Annotated in this window: 13 protein-coding genes, 2 pseudogenes and 1 CRISPR repeat array; of the genes and pseudogenes, 10 read left to right on the plus strand and 5 right to left on the minus strand. The window is 72.1% G+C overall.

Annotated elements, in window-relative coordinates:
* Window positions 1-663: 663 nt before the first annotated feature.
* Window positions 664-966: a hypothetical protein gene (locus ADK60_RS11065; protein ID WP_159400387.1), complete on the minus strand. Its 303-nt coding sequence runs from the start codon at window positions 964-966 to the stop codon at window positions 664-666.
* A gap of 445 nt (window positions 967-1,411) precedes the next feature.
* Between ADK60_RS11065 and ADK60_RS11070 the strand changes: the two are divergent.
* A pseudogene (locus ADK60_RS11070) lies at window positions 1,412-1,948 on the plus strand (transposase family protein); the annotation flags it as partial.
* 197 nt (window positions 1,949-2,145) lie between these two features.
* Window positions 2,146-3,517: a CRISPR direct-repeat array (repeat unit 29 nt; unit sequence CTGCTCCCCGCGCATGCGGGGTTGGTCCC).
* 225 nt (window positions 3,518-3,742) lie between these two features.
* Here the strand turns inward: ADK60_RS11070 and ADK60_RS11075 are convergent.
* Window positions 3,743-4,180, minus strand: coding sequence for a hypothetical protein (locus ADK60_RS11075; protein ID WP_053645274.1), 438 nt, complete (start codon window positions 4,178-4,180; stop codon window positions 3,743-3,745).
* Between the two features lie 59 nt (window positions 4,181-4,239).
* Between ADK60_RS11075 and ADK60_RS11080 the strand changes: the two genes are divergently transcribed.
* From ADK60_RS11080 to cas2e, 8 genes are all read left to right on the plus strand, one after another.
* Window positions 4,240-4,692 (plus strand): MarR family winged helix-turn-helix transcriptional regulator, encoded by a 453-nt coding sequence (locus tag ADK60_RS11080; protein ID WP_053645276.1) that lies wholly within the window; start codon window positions 4,240-4,242, stop codon window positions 4,690-4,692.
* 531 nt (window positions 4,693-5,223) lie between these two features.
* Window positions 5,224-9,795, plus strand: a complete 4,572-nt coding sequence (casA, locus tag ADK60_RS11085) for a type I-E CRISPR-associated protein Cse1/CasA (RefSeq protein ID WP_053645277.1) — start codon at window positions 5,224-5,226, stop codon at window positions 9,793-9,795.
* Window positions 9,792-10,475 carry a type I-E CRISPR-associated protein Cse2/CasB gene (casB, locus tag ADK60_RS11090; RefSeq protein WP_053645280.1) on the plus strand — a complete coding sequence of 228 codons (684 nt, stop codon included), beginning with the start codon at window positions 9,792-9,794 and terminating at the stop codon, window positions 10,473-10,475. The genes casA and casB overlap by 4 nt, the downstream gene beginning before the upstream one ends.
* Window positions 10,469-11,692 (plus strand): type I-E CRISPR-associated protein Cas7/Cse4/CasC, encoded by a 1,224-nt coding sequence (cas7e, locus tag ADK60_RS11095; protein ID WP_199839643.1) that lies wholly within the window; start codon window positions 10,469-10,471, stop codon window positions 11,690-11,692. The genes casB and cas7e overlap by 7 nt, the downstream gene beginning before the upstream one ends.
* Window positions 11,689-12,399 (plus strand): type I-E CRISPR-associated protein Cas5/CasD, encoded by a 711-nt coding sequence (cas5e, locus tag ADK60_RS11100; RefSeq protein WP_045941539.1) that lies wholly within the window; start codon window positions 11,689-11,691, stop codon window positions 12,397-12,399. Before cas7e ends, cas5e begins: the two co-directional genes overlap by 4 nt.
* 1 nt (window position 12,400) lies before the next feature.
* Complete coding sequence (gene cas6e / locus ADK60_RS11105) at window positions 12,401-13,123, plus strand: type I-E CRISPR-associated protein Cas6/Cse3/CasE (protein ID WP_053645284.1); 723 nt, start codon at window positions 12,401-12,403, stop codon at window positions 13,121-13,123.
* Window positions 13,124-13,127: 4 nt separating this feature from the next.
* Window positions 13,128-14,135: a type I-E CRISPR-associated endonuclease Cas1e gene (cas1e, locus tag ADK60_RS11110; protein WP_053645286.1), complete on the plus strand. Its 1,008-nt coding sequence runs from the start codon at window positions 13,128-13,130 to the stop codon at window positions 14,133-14,135.
* A complete protein-coding gene (gene cas2e / locus ADK60_RS11115; RefSeq protein WP_053645287.1) occupies window positions 14,132-14,503 on the plus strand; it encodes a type I-E CRISPR-associated endoribonuclease Cas2e in 372 nt (123 codons plus the stop codon). The genes cas1e and cas2e overlap by 4 nt, the downstream gene beginning before the upstream one ends.
* Before the next feature lie 94 nt (window positions 14,504-14,597).
* On the opposite strand, the gene ADK60_RS11120 is transcribed toward cas2e, so the two are convergent.
* From ADK60_RS11120 to ADK60_RS11130, 3 genes are all read right to left on the minus strand, one after another.
* Window positions 14,598-15,617 carry a TIGR03842 family LLM class F420-dependent oxidoreductase gene (locus tag ADK60_RS11120; protein ID WP_053645289.1) on the minus strand — a complete coding sequence of 340 codons (1,020 nt, stop codon included), beginning with the start codon at window positions 15,615-15,617 and terminating at the stop codon, window positions 14,598-14,600.
* 115 nt (window positions 15,618-15,732) lie between these two features.
* On the minus strand, window positions 15,733-17,208 hold the full coding sequence (gene hydA / locus ADK60_RS11125) for a dihydropyrimidinase (protein WP_079008242.1): 1,476 nt from the start codon (window positions 17,206-17,208) through the stop codon (window positions 15,733-15,735).
* 22 nt (window positions 17,209-17,230) lie between these two features.
* Complete coding sequence (locus ADK60_RS11130) at window positions 17,231-18,073, minus strand: nitrilase-related carbon-nitrogen hydrolase (protein ID WP_045941534.1); 843 nt, start codon at window positions 18,071-18,073, stop codon at window positions 17,231-17,233.
* A gap of 464 nt (window positions 18,074-18,537) precedes the next feature.
* On the opposite strand from ADK60_RS11130, the pseudogene ADK60_RS44700 reads away from it, so the two are divergent.
* Window positions 18,538-19,181, plus strand: a pseudogene (locus ADK60_RS44700) (hypothetical protein); the annotation flags it as partial.

Genomic DNA, 19,181 nt, shown 5'->3' on the forward strand with positions numbered 1-19,181 from the left:
CCGCCTCGCCACCGCCATCCGCCGAACCCTCGACAACCCCCACCACCGCACCCACGCCCACACCCTCGCCACCGCCCTCGCCACCGAGGACGGCCCGGCCAACGTTCTGGCCACCATCGACCGCCTGGCCCAGTAGCCCCCGAGCCGACCGGGAACTCGCCAACTCGCCTTCCACCACCGCCGAGCCCCGAACACCCGAGCCTCATAGCAACGGCGAACCCGCGCAACACCACCGGGGTGCGACCACTGCCGGTAGATGGCATTCCGTCAGCACCCTGATCTGCTGTTTTGCCAGTTCCGAGCAGCGCTCGAACGCATGGTCAGCAGAATCTGGTCGGCACATTCGTACAGGACGGTACGGACACCCCTGCACGGGTGTCGCCTGATTGTCGGGAACATGCCCCTCAAGCCACGTACCGCGAGTCGGACGGCCCCGTTCCACGCGGCCAGGGAGTGCGCGCTCCGGGCACCCGTTCCGCCGTTTCCGCACGAACGTGGCCGTGCTTCCGGCATGATCTCCCGCAGCACCACGGCGGCCGCCCACAGGCCCGGCGTCGACTCCGGCGCCACCGGCCCCCGGACCCCCGGACGGTCAGCGAACCCGCCCGTCGGCGGGGCGACAACGACATGCACAACCGACAGGCCCGCAGCGCGCCGTCCGGGTCAGCGCCCCTCGCGGACCTCGAAGACGCCGCTGTCCCAGTACACGGACGGCTCCTCGGCATCGCTCGGCCAGTCGCTCTGCAGATGGCGGCGGCCGTGTCCCAGGGCACCTACCCGGTGCGGGCTCAACCGCCCCGCCACCAGGTCGTCCGCCTCGGTGTCCGTGATCGGCAGCACGGTGCGGTACTGCGCGTCCTGCGAGGCGACCCAGTCGATGTACTCGGTGAACACGCTCACGAAGGCCTGCGAGCACAGACCGCACCGCTGAACGGAGACGATGAAATGCGAGTCGTCCCGGATCATCCTCTCGAGCCGAACCCCGTCGCGACTGCGGTGGTGCGCCCGCGCCACCGCAGCGTCCTCGGCGCAGCACGCCACGCACCCGAAACCCGCACGGTCACTACCGTCTTGCGAACCCATGGATCCCCCACCCCTTAGCCATCCCCGACCGGCCCCCACCCTAACAACCCACAGTGAGGCCAGGCCGCTGAACCAACGAGCATGCGCCGCCCGACCTGCGGGCAAGCAAGCCGTCGTGCGAGGCCGGACAAGTTCGCCGGCGGAAGCCGGACCTCTTCGAGAGCCCGCGGCCCGGCAGCGCTTCCACGGAGAGCTGCTCCTGGTCGGATGCACAGCGGCGGCCGCGCGTGGCGATACGCGCGGCCGCCGTGTCGCCCTGTTCGGCCATCCATCCGGAGGATGCGCCCTCGACGCCTCGTACGGTGATCACCGTGCCGTCGCCTTCGCGCAAGTCCTGGCCTTCGTCTGCGGATACGAACGAGCCTCGCACAAGCACTGCTCGGCCACCACCTTGGGCCGGCGCCGCGACGAGTGGATCGCGCCCGGCGTGATGGAGGACCTGCGACTGCTCGAACTCGACCGCCTGAGCGCCGACGGCTGCATCTTCAAGACGCCTGCCGGTGGCGAGTGTGCAGGCAGGCGCCCGGTTGATCGGGCCAAACTCAGCTTGAAACGCTCGCAATTGACCGACGGAGCAGGCATACCGCTGATCACCGAACCCGCGCAGGCCAACACTCGCGACCACACCCTGCTACCCGCCGCCCTCGACCGATACGACGCACTGGAGTCGGCCCTTGGACCGCTGCCGGAGCACCCGAGCCTGGCCCTGGACGCCGGATACGGATACGGATACGGATACGGATACGGATACCGCATGCTCCACGACGACCTGGCCGCCCGCGGGATCGAGGCCCGCATCGCCCCGCACGGCGCGAAAACTCCGATCCAGACCGCAGGCCGTTGGGTGGTGGAGCGCACGAACTCCCAAGCAATCATGGTGACAGTCATCGTCGGTATGTGTCATCTATCGGCGGTAGCCGCACGGGGCCTGGCAGGGTGAACACCCTCCGCACACCGCTCACCGATAGCCTTGCGGCAGCGAAAGGAATGCGAAGATTGCCCGAATCAAAGGAAGTTGCACAAAACGCCACCCATCCGTGACCACGCCCCAGGTCACGAACTCTGCTCCCCGCGCCTGCGGGGTTGGTCCCTCCTCGTCCGCGCCGTAGGCGATGGTCCGGTGCTGCTCCCCGCGCCTGCGGGGTTGGTCCCCGGAGCCGGACCGCTCGAAGGCCGGCTGAAGACTGCTCCCCGCGCCTGCGGGGTTGGTCCCCCCTCGGAGCGCCGCACCGCCGTACGGCACTTCTGCTCCCCGCGCCTGCGGGGTTGGTCCCTGCGCGACCCTCTTTGCGATCTTCATTTCGCGCTGCTCCCCGCGCATGCGGGGTTGGTCCCAGCTATGGGTGGTTGCCGAGCGCCGGCCTGTCCTGCTCCCCGTGCATGCGGGGTTGGTCCCTCGCCGTGGTCCAGCGGGAGTTCACTCAGCGACTGCTCCCCGCGCATGCGGGGTTGGTCCCGCGCAGTCGGGCCAGGTGAGGCGGTGCTCGCCCTGCTCCCCGCGCATGCGGGGTTGGTCCCGGTGACAACGCCGTCGAGGCAGTGCTGATCGGCTGCTCCCCGCGCATGCGGGGTTGGTCCCGCGGCCGAGTTGAAATGCAGGACGGGGCCGTTCTGCTCCCCGCGCATGCGGGGTTGGTCCCCGAGCGCGCCAGGTCCCGCCGCGCTTTTCGGACTGCTCCCCGCGCATGCGGGGTTGGTCCCGTCGCGGACCAGCCGGTCTTGTCGTTGTTGCCCTGCTCCCCGCGCATGCGGGGTTGGTCCCGGCGGGATCGTCACGAGCCCGGTCGTCGGCCTCTGCTCCCCGCGCATGCGGGGTTGGTCCCACGGTCAGCGGCGGTCTGGAGATCTGGTCCGGCTGCTCCCCGCGCATGCGGGGTTGGTCCCCCCGCGCGGCCCCGGCCCGGACCCCTGGGCCGGCTGCTCCCCGCGCATGCGGGGTTGGTCCCCACACCGCGCAGGGCATCGCGGCCCACGGCCCCTGCTCCCCGCGCATGCGGGGTTGGCCCCCAGACGGTGCACCAGAACCCGCGCCGTGCCGCCTGCTCCCCGCGCATGCGGGGTTGGTCCCGAATCAATTACCAAGGGAAACACATGAATTCACTGCTCCCCGCGCATGCGGGGTTGGTCCCTTCCGGACAAACCCGATCGGGGTTTTCGTCTGCTGCTCCCCGCGCATGCGGGGTTGGTCCCAGGGGGTCACCTCCTCGCGCCTGTCCGTGGGCCTGCTCCCCGCGCATGCGGGGTTGGTCCCGCCAGGGCGACGCTGAACGACTTGGGCATGGTCTGCTCCCCGCGCATGCGGGGTTGGTCCCGATCAGGCGACCAAGGTCCCGTTCGGCTTCGCCTGCTCCCCGCGCATGCGGGGTTGGTCCCCGTGTGGATCGAGGTACCGCGTAAGGCGGGCACTGCTCCCCGCGCATGCGGGGTTGGTCCCTTGCATTGGGCAGGTCATTTGAGAGCGGGACGGACAGCGAGATCGGGATGCACCAGCCGCACAACTGGATTGACGGCAAGCATGATTCAGGAGGCGCTACGCAACACGTTCGAAGCAATGTCTTCGACTGCCCCGATTGGCCACGAGATGAGATCGGTAAACGTTCGGGGAGGCCGGACGCCGGCGACACGGATCCCTTCGGGGCTGGTTCGCCACCACTCCCCGTCAGGCCGCTTCCGCAGCGGGGATGCCGTTGGAGCCGGCGCCGTGGGCAGAGCGGGCGAGGCGGGCAGCGAGGCCCAGGTGGAGGGCGGCGAGTACGGTGCCGCCGGCGGTCATCCCGGGGTTGTGGGAGGAGGCGCCGATGGCCGCGTCGGCCACCTGGACGGCGCCGGCGACCAGCAGAAGCGGTACGAGGCCGCGGCCGGTCCGGCTGATCAGCAGCTGGTGCAGCAGGGCTGCGCCGAGGGGCAGGGCCCGGGCCGCGTAGGCCTGGGCGTACAAGTCGGTGAGCGGGGTGACCGGGTCGGTTCCGCCGGGCAGGAACAGCCCCGGGGAGAGCAAGCCGACAACGCTGAAGGCCATGGACAGCGCAGTGCCGGACGCGTTGGCGATCACCATGGTGCGCATGCCTCGGCCAGTGGTGGCGATGGAACGGAGCATTGAGTCAGCCCTCGAATCGTTCTAATCCTGAATGGTTAGTGCATGCTAGCGTTTCCCGCGTGAATGATGTCAACCCCCTGCCGCTGACCACCTCCGTGGTCTTCCGGCTCGGCACCCTCGGCAGCGTCGTCACGGCGCGGTTCACCACCGCACTGGCGGAGCTCGGGCTCAAGCCCAAACACGTCGGCCTGATGGTGGCGCTGGACTCCGGCGCACTACCGTCCCAACTGGAGCTGGCCCGGATCATGGCGGTGGCACCCAGCCTGGTCGTCTCGCTGGCCGACCACCTGGAGCTGATCGGTGCGGTGGACCGGGTGCGCGACCCGGCAGACCGGCGTCGTCAGGTACTCGCACTGACCGAGGCCGGGCGGGAACTGCTCGCCGACTGCACCGCGCTCGCACACCGGCTGGACGAGGAACTCACCGCCTCGTTGACCGACCCCGAGCGGGAGACGCTGCGCCGTACGCTCGGCCTGCTGGGCGCCGAAGCGGGACTGCCGACGAGCGATTGACGAAGGGCCGAGAAGCCCTCGAGTGCGCCCAGCGCCAGGCCCGCCTGGGTCGCAGTCTCGGAGGCACCCGGGACAGTCAACCCATCCAGGCACCACCAGTCCCCGGCGCGCGAACCCCGGACAGCGATCCGCTCGACAAAGCCGAGTGGCTCTCATTCGGCCTGTCGAAGACGGGTCCCTCGACTCCGACTTCGGCGTGAGCGGTGTCCTGCCGTTCCCCGCGCCTGCGGGGTTGGCCCGTCCCGTTCAGTCTCAGCCGCCAAGGAGAGCTGACACTGCTCGGCCTGCTCGCCCTCTGCGTGACCGCCGGGGCGGGAGCGAGCGCCCGGGCTGACGTCGGGGTCCGGCCCGGTGTCGTTGGCCTGGTTGCCGTGGTGGTTGTCGCAGTTGCCGCTGCGGGCTCTCGGGCCGACCGTGGAACAGAGGGCCGACAGCCAGGCAGATACTGCCGCCAAGATTCAGCATCAATCAGATCCGATCACTACCGATCGTTCAATCAGTGCCCGCCCGCAGGCCCTGTTGAATGGCGGCGTGACTGGAACGCCTACCGGTCCGGAACTGCACGCGCGCCTCTCCGATGCCGCTCGCACCGTCTGGGCCAAGTCCGACAGGGACACCTCCGGGTGGATGCCGCTGTGGCGGCACATGGCGGACAGTGGGGCGGTCGCGGGGCTGCTGTGGGACGGCTGGCTTCCGAGGAATGTGCGGGAGTTGATTGCCGATGCGCTCGGGGGAAGCCAGGTTCTGGCACGGGAGCTCGCCGTGTGGTTGGCGACCGCGCACGACGTGGGCAAGGCCACGCCCGCGTTCGCCTGTCAGGTCGACGGGCTCGCCGAGACCATGCGGGCCGCCGGGCTGGCGATGCGCGATCCGAAGCAGTACGGGGACGACCGGCGTACCGCTCCGCACGGGCTCGCCGGTCAACTGATCCTCCAGGAATGGCTGGTGGAACGGCATGGGTGGGCGTACCGAAGCGCCAGTCAATGGGCGGTGGTGGTCGGCGGGCACCACGGAGTGCCGCCGGGGCACGGGCAGTTACACGACCTCGAACTGCGCGAGGACCTGATCCGCACGCCCGGGGCGAGCGAAAAGCTGTGGCGCGATGTGCAGTTCGAGCTGCTCGACGCGTGCACGAAGGTGCTCGGAGCCGCAGAGCTGCTGAAGGCCGTCAAAGGCGCCAAGCTGCCGCAGCCCGTCCAGGTGCTGCTGACCGGCATCGTCATCATGGCCGACTGGATCGCCAGCAACCCCGATCTCTTCCCCTACTTCCCGGAGGAGCACCCCCGTTCGGAGGAGGAGCGGATCCGTTCCGCCTGGGCCGGGTTGAAACTCCCGCCCGCCTGGGCGGCCGAGGATCCACCACTGGCGGCGCAGGAGTTGCTCGAAGCCCGCTTCGAGCTGCCCGCCGGGGCGAGGCCGCGGCCAGTCCAGGAGGAGGCCGTCCAACTGGCGCGCGAACTCCCCGCGCCGGGGCTGCTGGTGATCGAGGCGCCGATGGGCGAGGGGAAGACGGAGGCCGCGCTCGCCGTCGCCGAGGTCTTCGCCGCCCGGACCGGCGCCGGCGGGTGCTACGTCGCGCTGCCGACCCGCGCGACCGCCAACGCGATGTTCCCCCGTCTCACCGCATGGCTGAACCACCTGCCCGCGGACGGGGATCGGACGGTCTTCCTCGCCCATGCGAAGGCCGCGCTCAACGACGAGTACGCGGGCATGATGGCCGCCGACCGGCGCCGCATCGTGGCCGTGGACACGGACGGGTCACAGGGGGCCGGGCACCGTGCACGGCGGAAGAACGCCGGGCTGATCGCCCACCAGTGGCTGCGCGGACGCAAGAAGGGCCTGCTCGCCTCCTTCGCGGTCGGCACGATCGACCAGGTCCTGTTCGCCGGCCTCAAGAACCGGCATCTCGCGCTGCGCCACCTCGCGCTCGCCGGCAAGGTCGTCGTGATCGACGAGGTGCACGCCAACGACGCCTACATGAACACCTACCTGGAGCGGGTACTCTCCTGGCTCGGCGCGTACCGGGTGCCGGTGGTGATGCTGTCGGCGACGCTGCCGGCCGCAACCCGGCGCGCCTTGGTGCAGGCCTATTGCGGAACCGCGACCGAGGCCGAAGGGGCCACGGAGGAACCCGGCTATCCACTGCTCACCGCCGTCGCCCCGGGGCATCCGCCCCTGACCCGACGCCCCGGGGCCGACGCCGCCCGTCGGACCACCGTGCTCCTCGAACCGCTGGACGACGACCTCGCCGTGCTCACCGACCGCCTCTCCACCGAACTCGCGGACGGCGGCTGCGCGCTGGTCGTCCGCAACACGGTCGACCGGGTCCTGGAGGCCGCCGACCGGCTGCGGGAGCGCTTCGGGGACGAGGCGGTGACCGTCGCCCACGCGCGCTTCGTCGACCTCGACCGGGCCCGGAAGGACACCGACCTGCTGGCCCGGTTCGGCCCCGACGGGGACCGGCCGCGCGGGCCGCACATCGTCGTCGCCAGCCAGGTGGCCGAGCAGTCGCTCGACGTCGACTTCGATCTCCTGGTCACGGACCTGTGCCCGGTGGACCTCATGCTCCAGCGCATGGGCCGGCTGCACCGCCACCCGCGCGGCGAGGGGCAGAGCGCCCGGCCGGCGCGCTTGCGGACGGCCCGCTGCCTGGTCACAGGCGTCGACTGGGCGGCGCAGACGCTGCCGGGCCCGGTGAAGGGGTCGATGTCCGTCTACGGCAGGCACCACCTGCTGCGCTCGGCCGCCGTGCTGTGGCCGCACCTGGCGAAGGGGGTCCCGCTGGCGCTCCCGGACGACATCAACGCGCTCGTGCAGCGCGCCTACGGCAGCGAACCGCTTGGCCCCTCCGCCTGGTCCGGCGTGATGGCGGAGGCGGCGGAGGAGCAGCGACTCGCGGATGCCGCGCAGACCGCCCGTGCCGAGGTCTACCGGCTGGACGAGGTGCGGCGGCCGGGGCGGTCGCTGGTGGGGTGGCTGGACGCCGGGGTGGGTGACGTGGACGACCACCGTTCGGGCCAGGCCCAGGTCCGGGACGGCGAGGAGAGTCTGGAGGTGATGGTCGCGATGCGCCACCCCGACGGCAGTCTCACCACGCTCCCCTGGCTGGACCGGGGCCGGGGCGGCCTGCCGCTGCCGATCGAGACCGTACCCGTCTGGAACGCCGCCCAGGCCCTCGCCGCGAGCAGCCTGCGGCTCCCCTACCACTTCTCCAAGCCCTGGGTGATCGACAAGGCGATCAAGCAGCTGGAGCAGTTGTACGTCCCCGCCTGGCAGGTCAAGGAGTGTCCGCAGCTCGACGGCGAGCTGGTGCTGCTGCTCGACGAGCACGGCCGGGCCGAACTGGCGGGCTTCGAGCTGGAGTACAGCCCGATCGACGGCCTGTCGGTGCACCCGGCCGGAGCCCGTGAGGTGAGGTTGGTGAAGAACGTGCCCTCGTTCGACCTGGTGTCCCGTCCTTGGCTGCCGGTGCAGCGGCTGGACGGGACGACCGCCGAGCTGTCGCTGCGCGAGGTGTTCGGCGAAGCGGCCGCGGTCCGCCGGCTGGTCGGGGACGTGCCGACGCAGGAGTTCACGCTGATGCGGTTGTTGCTGGCGATCCTGCACGACGCGGTGGACGGGCCCGCCGAACTGGAGGATTGGGAGGAGCTGTGGGAGGACCCGGACGCCTTCGCCGTCGTCGGCCGCTACCTCGACCGGCACCGTGAGCGCTTCGACCTGCTTCACCCGGAGACCCCGTTCTTCCAAGTCCCGGATTTGCGCACCGAGAAGGACGAAGTCGCCTCGCTGAACCGGCTGGTGGCCGATGTGCCGAACGGCGACCCGTTCTTCTCCATGCGGATGCCGTCCGTCCACCGGCTCGCCTTCGCCGAGGCGGCGCGCTGGCTGGTGCACGCGCACGCCTTCGACACCTCGGGAATCAAGTCGGCCGCGGCGGGCGACGGTCGGGCGAAGGGCGGGAAGGTGTACCCGCTGGGCACGGGGTGGGCGGGCGGTCTCGGTGGCGTCCTCGCCGAAGGGGACGACCTGCGGGAGACCCTCCTCCTCAACCTGGTGGCCGCGGACACCGCCGGGGCCCGCTTCCGCGAGGACGACCGTCCGGCCTGGCGGCGCGGCCCTTACGGACCGGAACCCGACCCGGAGGCGGCGGACCTCTCCCGACGCCCCTCCGGGCCACGTGACCTGTACACCTGGCAGTCCCGCCGGATCCGGCTGCACCACGACGGGAGCGCGGTGACCGGGGCGGTGCTGTCCTACGGGGACCCGCTCGCGGCCCACGACCGCCGGTTCACCGAGCCGCTGACCGGCTGGCGGCGCAGTCGGCCCCAGGAGAAGAAGCTCGGCCGGGTGCCGGTGTACCTGCCCCGCCAGCACGATCCGGCACGTTCGGCATGGCGCGGTCTGCCCGCACTTTTGCAGAAGGAGACCGCATCGAAGGCCGCGAAGCCCGGTGAACCAGCGGAGTACCTGAGCCCGTTGGTGCTGGAGTGGGTGGCCCGGCTGACCACGGAGCGAGCGCTGGAGCGCGGGCGCCTGATCCGCGCCCGGACGATCGGCGCGGTGTACGGGACACAGCAGTCGGTGTTCGACGAGGTGGTGGACGACGGCGTCGCCATGGCGGTGATCCTGATGCACGAGGGGGACCAGCGCTACGGACGACAGGCCGTGACTGCGGTGGAGCACTCGGAGCACGGTGTGCAGGCGGTCGTCCAGCTGGCGGCCGACCTCGCGGATGCCGCCGGTGCGGCGGCCGACGGGCCGAAAGCGGTGGCCGCCGAGCGCGGCTACGCCGACCTGGACGTCTCGTTCCGGCTCTGGCTCAGGGAGTTGGGTCTGCGGGCCGACCCCGAGCAGGCGCTGGCGGACTGGCAACGGCGGGCCCGCAGCATCCTGTTTGCACTGGGCACCGAGTTGGTGGACACCGCCCCGCAAGCGGCCCGGGAGGGCCGGGTGGTGACCGGCCGGAGTGGCCGAGTCTGGCTCAACGACGCCCTCGCGTTCCGGCGGTTCGGCTTCGTGCTGGCCAGGGCGTTCCCCAATCCGAACGCTCCGGAGGACCCTGCCGGGAACCAAGACAACTCCCTGGAGAGCGAAGAGCGATGACCCTCGACCCCGTACCGTCCCCCCGGCTCCCCGCTCTCGGGCGGGCGGGCGCGGCGACCCGCGACCACATCGGCCAACTGCAGCGCGGCTACCGCGCCGACGAGTCCGCCGCCGTCGCCCGGGTCGCGCAGATCCGGCGTGGCGCGGGCCGGCCGATCGACGCGCTGCCCGAGCTGTGGGGTCTGACCGGCCTGGAGCGGCTGTATCCGCAGGGTCGGACCGGACCCTCGGACGCCCTGGCCGAGAACGCGATGCACACGGCGGTCACCCTCTGGTCGCTGCACCAGCAGTCGCACCGCGACGCCGGGATGCACCGCATCAGCGGCCATCAGTTGGGCGGTGCAGTAAGGCAGTTGATGCCTTCGGAAGATATCGACGAGCCGCTGCGGAAGCGGTTCGTCCGGGCCGGTGCGGCGCCCACCTTCGACATTCTCGCGCAGCGGCTGCGGGAGCTCGTCGTGCTGCTGCGCCGGGAGGCCGTCCCGCTGGACTACGGGGTGCTCGCCGACCAACTGTACCGGTGGCAACGGCCGGCCGGGCGGGGCGAGGTGAACCGGGCCTGGGGGCGGAGCTTCCACGCGTACCGGCGGCCGACGAGCGCAGGCGAAGCACACGCCGGCCACAGCATCGAGCACACCGACACCGACACCGATCCCTACACCGACAAGGACCAATCGTGACCAGCCGCACCATCCTGGACGTCCACATCCTGCAGACCGTGCCGCCGAGCAACCTCAACCGGGACGACACCGGCTCGCCCAAGTCGGCGGTGTACGGCGGTGTTCGGCGGGCCCGGGTGTCCAGTCAGGCGTGGAAGCGGGCGACCCGCAGGGCGTTCGACGGGCTGCTGGACCCGGCCGAGCTCGGGGTGCGCACCAAGAAGGTGGCGGAGCTGCTGGCGGCGCGGATCACCGCGCTGGGGGTGGGGCTGGAGGAGGCGGCGGCCTGGCAGGCGGCGGCCGACACGATCACGGCCGCGACGGGCGCCAAGGTGGCTCCGCCGGCGCGGAAGGCAAAGGGCGACGGTGACGATCCGGCGCCCGAGTCGTCGTACCTGATGTTCCTCAGCAGTCGGCAGTTGGACGCCCTGGCCGCGCTCGCCGCCAAGGGGCTGAAGGAGTCCGGCGGGTCGAAGGGGTCGGGCGAACTGAAGGAGTTCTTCAAGGGCAAGGAGAACAAGGCCCGCGCCCGCGAGGCGGCGAACACCCGCCACTCGGTGGACATCGCGCTGTTCGGCCGGATGGTCGCGGACGCCTCGGACATCAATGTGGACGCCGCCGCACAGGTGGCCCATGCGATCAGCGTGCACGCGGTGGAGATCGAGTCGGACTACTACACGGCCGTGGACGATCAGCGGTCCGAGGACGAGCCCGGGGCCGGCATGATCGGCACGGTCGACTTCAACTCGGCGACGCTGTACCGCTATGCGGCGGTGGACGTGGACCGGCTGCGGGCGAACCTCGGGGACGGGCTGCGCGCGGAGGAGTCGGCGGCGGAGCCGGTCCGGCGTGCGGTGGAGGCGTTCGTCGAGGCGTTCGTGATGTCGATCCCCACCGGCAAGATCAACACCTTCGCCAACCAGACCCTCCCGGACGCGGTGGTCGTCAAGCTCCGCTCGGCCCGGCCGATCAGCTTCGCCGGGGCGTTCGAGGAGGCCGTGCAGGCAGGTGGCGACGGTCTCACCGGTGGCCATGTCGCGGGCGCCTGCGCGGCGTTGGCCGCGTACGTGCCCGAGGTGGAGAAGGCGTTCGGTGCGGCGACCGAGGACAGCTGGGTGCTCCGGGTCGGCGAGCGGACGTCCGCGCTCTCCGGGCTCGGCACCGAGGTGGGGCTCGGCGAGCTGGTCGGCGCGATCGGTTCGGCGGTGGCGAAGCGGCTGGCGGGGTCGGCCGGGTGAGCGTGCTGCTGCTGCGGCTGGCCGGGCCGCTCCAGTCCTGGGGGGTCGCCGCGCGGTTCGTCCGGCGGACCACCGAGCCGGCGCCCACGAAGAGCGGGGTGCTGGGGATGCTCGCGGGAGCGCTCGGCCGGGACCGGGGCGACGACCTGGCAGACCTGGCGGCGCTGCGGTTCGCGGTCCGCACCGACCAGCCGGGCACCCGGGTCCGGGACCTCCAGACGGCCCACCACGGGGACACGGAGAAGCCTATGCCGCTGTCCGAGCGGTTCTACCTCGCGGACGCGGTGTTCGTGGCCGCGGTGGAGGGGCCGGACGCGACGGTCGACGCGTTGGCGGCGGCACTGCGCGCACCGGTGCACCTGCCGTACCTGGGCCGCCGCTCGTGCCCGCCGAGCGGGCCGGTCGACCTGGGTGTCCGGTCGGGGGCGGGGCTGCGATCGGTGCTGGAGCGGGAGCCCTGGCAGGCGGCGCCCTGGTACCGGCGGCGCCACCACGCGGCGTCCGTGGCGCTGCCCGTCCAGGCCGACGCCGAGCCGGGGGAACAGCCCCGGGCGGACCTGCTGCGCGACCTCCCGCTGAGCTTCGACCCCCGGCACCGCCGGTACGCGCTGCGCGGGGTGGTCTCCTTCGTCGTCAACGCGCCTACGGCGGAGGCCGATCACGATCCAACGGCCCACCTGAACCCCCTGGAACCGGAATCGGACTGACATGTTCCTCACCCGCTTTCGCGTCAACACCGCCCGGGCCGGGGCCCGGCGGCTGCTCTCCTCGCCCCAGCTCCTGCACGGTGCCGTGATGGCCTCGTTCGCCGAACCGCCGCAGTCGAACCCGTCGGCGGCATCCGGGTCGGCGCCCCGCGTGCTCTGGCGGATCGACCACAACTCCCGTTCCGAGGTGCTCCTCTACCTGGTGGGACCGCAGCGCCCGGACCTCACCCACCTGGTGGAGCAGGCCGGTTGGCCGACCACCGGCGGCTGGCAGACCTTCGACTACGGCGCGTTCCTGGCCGGTATCGCCGCCGGTTCGACCTTCGCGTTCCGGCTGACCGCCAATCCCGTCCACAGCATCCGCCGCAACCCGGACGAGCCGACCAAACGCACCGCGCACCTCACCCAACGGCACCAGGCGGCCTGGCTGTTGAAGCAGCAGCAGCGGTCCGGCTTCACCGTCGTCGAGAAGGCGCCGGAGCGGCGGCTGCTGCCGGAGGGGGACGAGCACGAACTCGTGGTCCACCGGCAGCAAGCGGTGTCGTTCGGCAAGAACGACCGGGTGAAGGCCGGCCGCCGCACGGTCAGCCTGGTGACCGCGACCTACGACGGCCGCCTGCGGGTGACCGATCCGGACGCGCTGCGCCGCACCCTCACCGCCGGGCTGGGCAAGGCGAAGGCCTACGGGTGCGGGCTGATGACGCTCGCGCCGGTGCGGGGGTGACGGGGTGGCCACGACTCCGGCGCGCAGGCCGGTCTCCTCTCCCCGCGAGCTGACCCGGATCGGCGACCGGGTCTCGTTCCTCTATCTGGAGCGCTGCACGATCCACCGCGAGGACAACGCGATCACCGCCACCGACGAGTCCGGCGTCCGGTACATCCCCTCGGCGACGATCGGGGTGCTGCTGCTCGGGCCGGGGACCCGGGTGACGCACCAGGCGATGAGCGTGCTCGGCGAGTCCGGCGCCGGTGTGGTGTGGGTGGGCGAGCAGGGCGTGCGGTACTACGCGGGCGGGCGGGCGCTGACCCGGTCGGCGGGGCTGGTGGAGGCGCAGGCGACGGCGTGGGCGAACCGGCGCCACCGGCTGGACGTGGCGCGGGAGATGTACCGGCTGCGGTTCCCGGACGCGGATCCGGCGGGGATGACCCGGCGGGAGTTGCTGGGCGGCGAGGGTACCCGGGTCAAGGAGGTGTACCGCGCGGAGGCCGCCCGGACGGGTGTGCGCTGGGTGCGGCGCACGTACGATCCGGGGGACTTCGCGGCGGGCGACGCGCCGAACCAGGCGGTGACGGCGGCCGCGCAGTGCCTGTACGGGGTCGCGCACTCGGTGGTCGTCGCACTGGGGTGCTCGCCCTCGCTGGGCTTCGTGCACTCGGGGCACGAGCGGTCGTTCGTGCTGGACGTCGCGGACCTCTACAAGGTGGAGTTCGGCATCCCGGCGGCGTTCGACGCGGCGGCGGAGGGGCCGGAGGACGTGGCCGGGCGGACCAGGCGGGCGTTGCGCGAGCGGATCCGCGCGGGCAGGCTGCTGGAGCGGGTGGTCGCGGACGTCCGGGGCCTGCTCGCGCCGTACCGGCAGGCCGGCGCGGGCGAGGCGGGCGAGGCACGCGAGGCGGACGGCCCGGACGGCCCGGACGGCCCGGATACTCCGGAGGAGGACGTCGTGCTGCTGCACGACGACCACGACGGCATGCTGCTCGGCGGCCGCAACCACGGTGCCGAGGCGGTCCGGTGATCACCCTGGTGCTCGCGGACTGCCCGGTCGGGCTGCGGGGGCTGCTGACCAGGTGGCTCACCGAGATCTCGCCGGGCGTCTTCGTCGGCGATCCGTCGGCGCGGATCCGTGAGGTGCTGTGGGAGGAGGTGCGGGCGTACCGGGGCCGGGGGCGGGCCGTCCTCACGTACAGCACGGACACCGAGCAGGGCTTCGCCTTCGCGACCCACGAACACCGGTGGCAGCCGGTGGACCACGAGGGACTCACGCTGATCCACCGCCCGGCGGACCGCCCGGTGCCGTCGCCCCGGGGCGGACCGCCGCCGGCGGACGGGACCGTGAGCGGGTGGAGCAAGGCTTCCAAACGCCGCCGGTTCGGCGGCCGTTGAGCCGTCGGAGGAGTGCCGGCCCTGCTCCGGACTCGCTCGGGGGACGACTCCGGGGACCGCTCCGGCGAGGCTCCGGCGACGGCTCCGGAATCGGTCAGGCGCCCAGTACGGGGATGATGTCCGTGCCGTAGGCGTCGATGGTGGTTTCGACGGCGTCGTGCATGGCGTAGATGGCGAACTGGTCGACACCCAGGCCGCGGAGCTGTTCGAGGCGGGCGAGGTGGGTCTCCACCGGGCCGATGACGCAGAAGCGGTCGACGATCCCGTCGGGGACGAAGGCGGTGTCGGGGTTCCCGGCGCGGCCGTGGTGGCTGTAGTCGTAGCCCTGGCGGTCCTTGATGTAGGCGGTGAGGGCGTCGGGGACGAGGCCGGAGTGCTCGCCGTAGTGCCGGACGAGTTCGGCGACGTGGTTGCCGACCATGCCGCCGAACCAACGGCACTGCTCGCGGGCGTGGGCAAGGGCGGCCGGGGAGTCGTCGACGGTCACATAGGCGGGGGCGGCGACGCAGACGGTGAGCGACTCGGGGTCGCGGCCGGCCTCGGCGGCGGCCCGGCGGACGGCCTTGACCATGTACTCGGTGAGGAACGGGTCGGCGAGTTGGAGGATGAAGCCATCGGCCTGACGGCCCGTCAGATCGAGGGCCTTGGGGCCGTAGGCGCCCATCCAGATCGGCAGGCGCGCGCCCTCGCCGACCCAGGGCAGGTGCATCTCGGTGCCGTCGACCTCGGCGGTCCGCCCTTCGGCCAACTCCTTGACGGCGTGCATGGCGTGGGAGAGCCGGTCGAGGGTGGCGGGCTTGCGACCGGCGACCCGCATCGCGGAGTCGCCGCGGCCGATGCCGCAGACGGTGCGGTTGCCGAACATGTCGTTGAGCGTGGCGAAGAGGGAGGCGGTGACCTCCCAGGTGCGGGTGGAGGGGTTGGTGACCATGGGGCCGACGGTGAGGGTGCTGGTCTCGGCGAGGATCCGGCTGTAGATGACGAAGGGTTCCTGCCACAGGACGCAGGAGTCGAAGGTCCAGCCGTGGCTGAAGCCGGCCCGCTCGGCGCGGATCATGCGATCGATGAGCAGGCGGGCGGGCGGGTCGGTCTGCAGGACGAGGCCGATGTCCAAGGCGGGCTCCGGGAGTTGGTCGGGGGTGCGGTAGGGAGAGGCGGCCGGGCGGGAGGGGTGGACCGGGCGGGAGGTCCCGGCCGGTCGGGGAGGGACGGCCGGCCGGGGCGGCGGCTCAGTCGAGGTACTGGCAGGTGTCGCGGCGCAGGAAGGCGCCGTGGCCGGCCCGGCCCAGCCAGGTGCCCCGGTCGAGCACCACGGTGCCCCGCGAGAGCACGGTGCGGGCGCGGCCGGTGAGGGTGCGCCCCTCGTACGCCGAGTAGTCGACGTTCATGTGGTGGGTCGCGGCGGAGACGGTCTGGACGGCGTTCGGGTCGTAGACGACCACGTCCGCGTCGGCCCCGGGGGCGAGGGTGCCCTTGCGCGGGTGCAGGCCGAACATCCGGGCCGGGGTGGTGCAGGCGATCTCGATCCAGCGACGGCGGCTGATCCGCCCGTCGACCACGGCCTGGTGGAGGAGGTCCATCCGGTTCTCCACGCCGGGAAGGCCGTTGGGGATCTTCGAGAAGTCGCCGCGGCCGAGTTCCTTCTGGCCCGTGTAGCAGAACGGGCAGTGGTCGGTGGAGACCACCTGGAGGTCGTTGGTGCGCAGCCCGCGCCAGAGCGCCTCCTGGTGCTCGCGGGGCCGAAGCGGCGTGCTGCACACGTACTTGGCGCCCTCGAAGCCGTCGGTGCCCTCCTCGGCGAGGTTGTCGGTGGAGAGGAAGAGGTACTGCGGGCAGGTCTCGCCGAAGACGGGGAGCCCTTCGTCACGGGCGCGGGCGAGTTCGGCGAGCGCGGAGGCGGCGGAGACGTGGACCACGTACAGGGGGCTGCCGGCGACCTGGGCGAGCTTGATCGCCCGGTGGGTGGCCTCGGCCTCCAGCAGTTCGCGGCGGACCTCGCCGTGGTAGCGGGGCGCGGTGCGGCCGGCGGCGAGGGCCTGTTCGACGAGGACGTCGATGGCGATGCCGTTCTCGGCGTGCATCATGGTCAACCCGCCGTTGGAGGCGCCGCGTTGCATGGCGCGCAGGATGCGCCCGTCGTCGCTGTAGAAGACGCCCGGGTAGGCCATGAACAGCTTGAAGGAGGTGGATTCGCCGGAGTCGACGAGGGTGTCCATCTCCTTGAGGACGGCGTCGGTGACGTCGGAGACGATGGTGTGGAAGGCGTAGTCGATCGCGCAGTTGCCCTCGGCCTTGGCGTGCCAGGTGTCCAGGCCCTCGCGCAGGCTGCCGCCGACCGACTGGACGGCGAAGTCGACGATGGTGGTGGTGCCGCCCCAGGCGGCGGCGCGGGTGCCGGTCTCGAAGGTGTCGGAGGCGTGGGTGCCGCCGAACGGCAGCTCCATGTGGGTGTGGGCGTCGACGCCGCCGGGGACGACGTAGTGGCCGTCGGCGTCGATCACGGTGTCCGCGGTCCAGGAGAGGGCGGCCTCGCTGCCGGTGGCGGCGAGGGCGGCGATCCGTTCGCCCTCGATGAGGACGTCGGCGCGCAGTTCCTCGGTGGCGGTGACGACGAGGCCGCCGCGGATGGCGGTGCGACCGGTCCGGGCGGTGGCCGTGCCGGTGGCGGGGGCGCTGCCGGGGGTGGTGCTCGGGGTGCTGGTCATGGTGTGGTGGTGCCCCTCTCCGTCACGCCTCGGTCAGTGGTCCGTACGCCTCCGGGCGGCGGTCGCGGTAGAACGCCCACTGCTGGCGGACCTCTTCGATGACGTCGAGGTCGAGGTCGCGCACGACCAGCTCCTCCTCCTTGTCGGAGGCCACCTCGCCGACGAACCGGCCGCGCGGGTCGACGAAGTAGGAGCTGCCGTAGAAGTCGTTGTCGCCGTACTCCTCGGTGCCGACGCGGTTGATGGCGGCCACGTAGTAGGCGTTGGCGACGGCGGCGGCGGGCTGTTCGAGCTGCCACAGGTAGGCGGAGAGGCTGCGGCTGGTGGCGGAGGGGTTGTAGACGATCTGCGCGCCGCCCAGGCCCAGGGCGCGCCAGCCCTCGGGGAAGTGCCGGTCGTAACAGATGTACACACCGACCTTGCCGACCGCGGTGTCGAACACCGGCCAGCCGAGGTTGCCGGGCTTGAAGTAGTACTTCTCCCAGAAGCCCTTGACCTGCGGGATGTGGTGCTTGCGGTACTTGCCGAGGTAGCTGCCGTCGGCGTCGATCACGGCGGCGGTGTTGTAGTAGATCCCGGGCTGGTCCTCCTCGTAGACGGGGACGACCAGGACGAGGCCGAGCTCACGGGCGAGTTCGCGCATCCGCCGCACGGTGGGGCCGTCGGGGACGGGCTCGGCCCAGCGGTAGTGCTCCGGGTCCTGCACCTGGCAGAAGTACGGGGAGTTGAAGACCTCCTGGAAGCCGAGGATCTTCGCGCCCTGCGCCGCCGCCTCGCGGGCGTAGCGCTCGTGGAGGGCGATCATGCTCTCCTGGTCGCCGGTCCAGCGGGTCTGGACGAGGGCGGCACGGACGATCTGCGACATGGGTACCTCCGCAACTCCGCGGCCCGTCCGGGGGCGGGCCCGCGGTCCGAGGGTCGGCGGGCGGTGCTGCCTGCGGTGGATGTCTACGTGCGTAGAAAGTTGGTGCGTCGACCGTAGGCCCGGCTCCGGTCGCCTGACAATACGTCCGACGCGACATGGCCGGGGCGATCTTGCCGGGCGGACACGCGGGGTCTCGTAGGTGGGATGAAACGGTCATCTACCCCGGGAGCGCACTCCTTACTCATTCGAGTGAATCCATGCTCGGGGTGGGGCTCGACGGGGCAGGAAGGCGGTGACGCCCCTACCGGCTGCGGGTCCGCGGGATCAGGACGGGATCAGGACAGAGCCTGGGATCAGGACAGGGTCCGGGATCAGGACAGGGTCGGGGTGGGCGCGGGGCGCGGGGCGCGGGGTGCGTCCCCGGGGTCGGGTGGTGGTGCGGTGGTGGAGAGGGGTGGATCGGTGTGACGGTCGAGGACAGGGCGGCGCGCAGGGTGCCCGCCTGGGGCGGGCTGCTGCTCGGGCTCGCGGTGCCGGTGCCGGCCGTGCTCGGACGGCTGCTGTACGCACGGCGGACGGCCGCCGGCCAGGGCGCCAGGGACGTCCGGCTGCAACTCGCCGGCTCCCGGTCCGCCGCCGAGGCCGTGATCGCCGGGCGGGCCCCGGAGTTCCGTGCCGCGCTGGACGCCGACCTCTGGCTGATCGGCGGCTGCACCGTCACCCTCGCGGCGGCCGGGCTGCTCGGGACCCATGTGTTCACCCGGGCGCACTGGCGGTCGGCGGCACTGGCCGCCGGCCTGGCGGGCGTGCTGGCCGGCGCCTGCGACCTGGCCGAGGACGTCCTGCTGGACGCCGGACTGGGCGGGGCCGGTCCCGGACCGACGGGTGGGGACGCGCCGTTCGCCGCGGCGGCCGCGTTCGCCACGGTCAAATGGCTGCTGCTGCTCCCCTCGGGGGCGGTCGCGGTCGTGGTGTGCGGCGCCACCGTGCACCGGTCGGTCCGCGGGCTGCTGCTGCGGTGGTCGGAGAGCGGCGGGGGGGGGGGGGGGGAAAGGCGGGGGGGGGCGGCCGGGGGGGGGGGGAGGGGGGGCGCACGGGGCGCCGCGCC

Source organism: Streptomyces sp. XY431, assembly GCF_001279805.1.
GTDB classification, from domain to species: Bacteria; Actinomycetota; Actinomycetes; order Streptomycetales; family Streptomycetaceae; genus Kitasatospora; species Kitasatospora purpeofusca.

Excerpts from the sequence above, each read along its gene's own strand:
- ADK60_RS11065 (WP_159400387.1), bottom strand. The coding sequence starts at position 966 with ATGATCCGGGACGACTCGCATTTCATCGTCTCCGTTCAGCGGTGCGGT.
- ADK60_RS11075 (WP_053645274.1), bottom strand. The coding sequence starts at position 4,180 with ATGCTCCGTTCCATCGCCACCACTGGCCGAGGCATGCGCACCATGGTG.
- casB (WP_053645280.1), top strand. The coding sequence starts at position 9,792 with ATGACCCTCGACCCCGTACCGTCCCCCCGGCTCCCCGCTCTCGGGCGG.
- cas6e (WP_053645284.1), top strand. The coding sequence starts at position 12,401 with ATGTTCCTCACCCGCTTTCGCGTCAACACCGCCCGGGCCGGGGCCCGG.
- hydA (WP_079008242.1), bottom strand. The coding sequence starts at position 17,208 with ATGACCAGCACCCCGAGCACCACCCCCGGCAGCGCCCCCGCCACCGGC.
- ADK60_RS11130 (WP_045941534.1), bottom strand. The coding sequence starts at position 18,073 with ATGTCGCAGATCGTCCGTGCCGCCCTCGTCCAGACCCGCTGGACCGGC.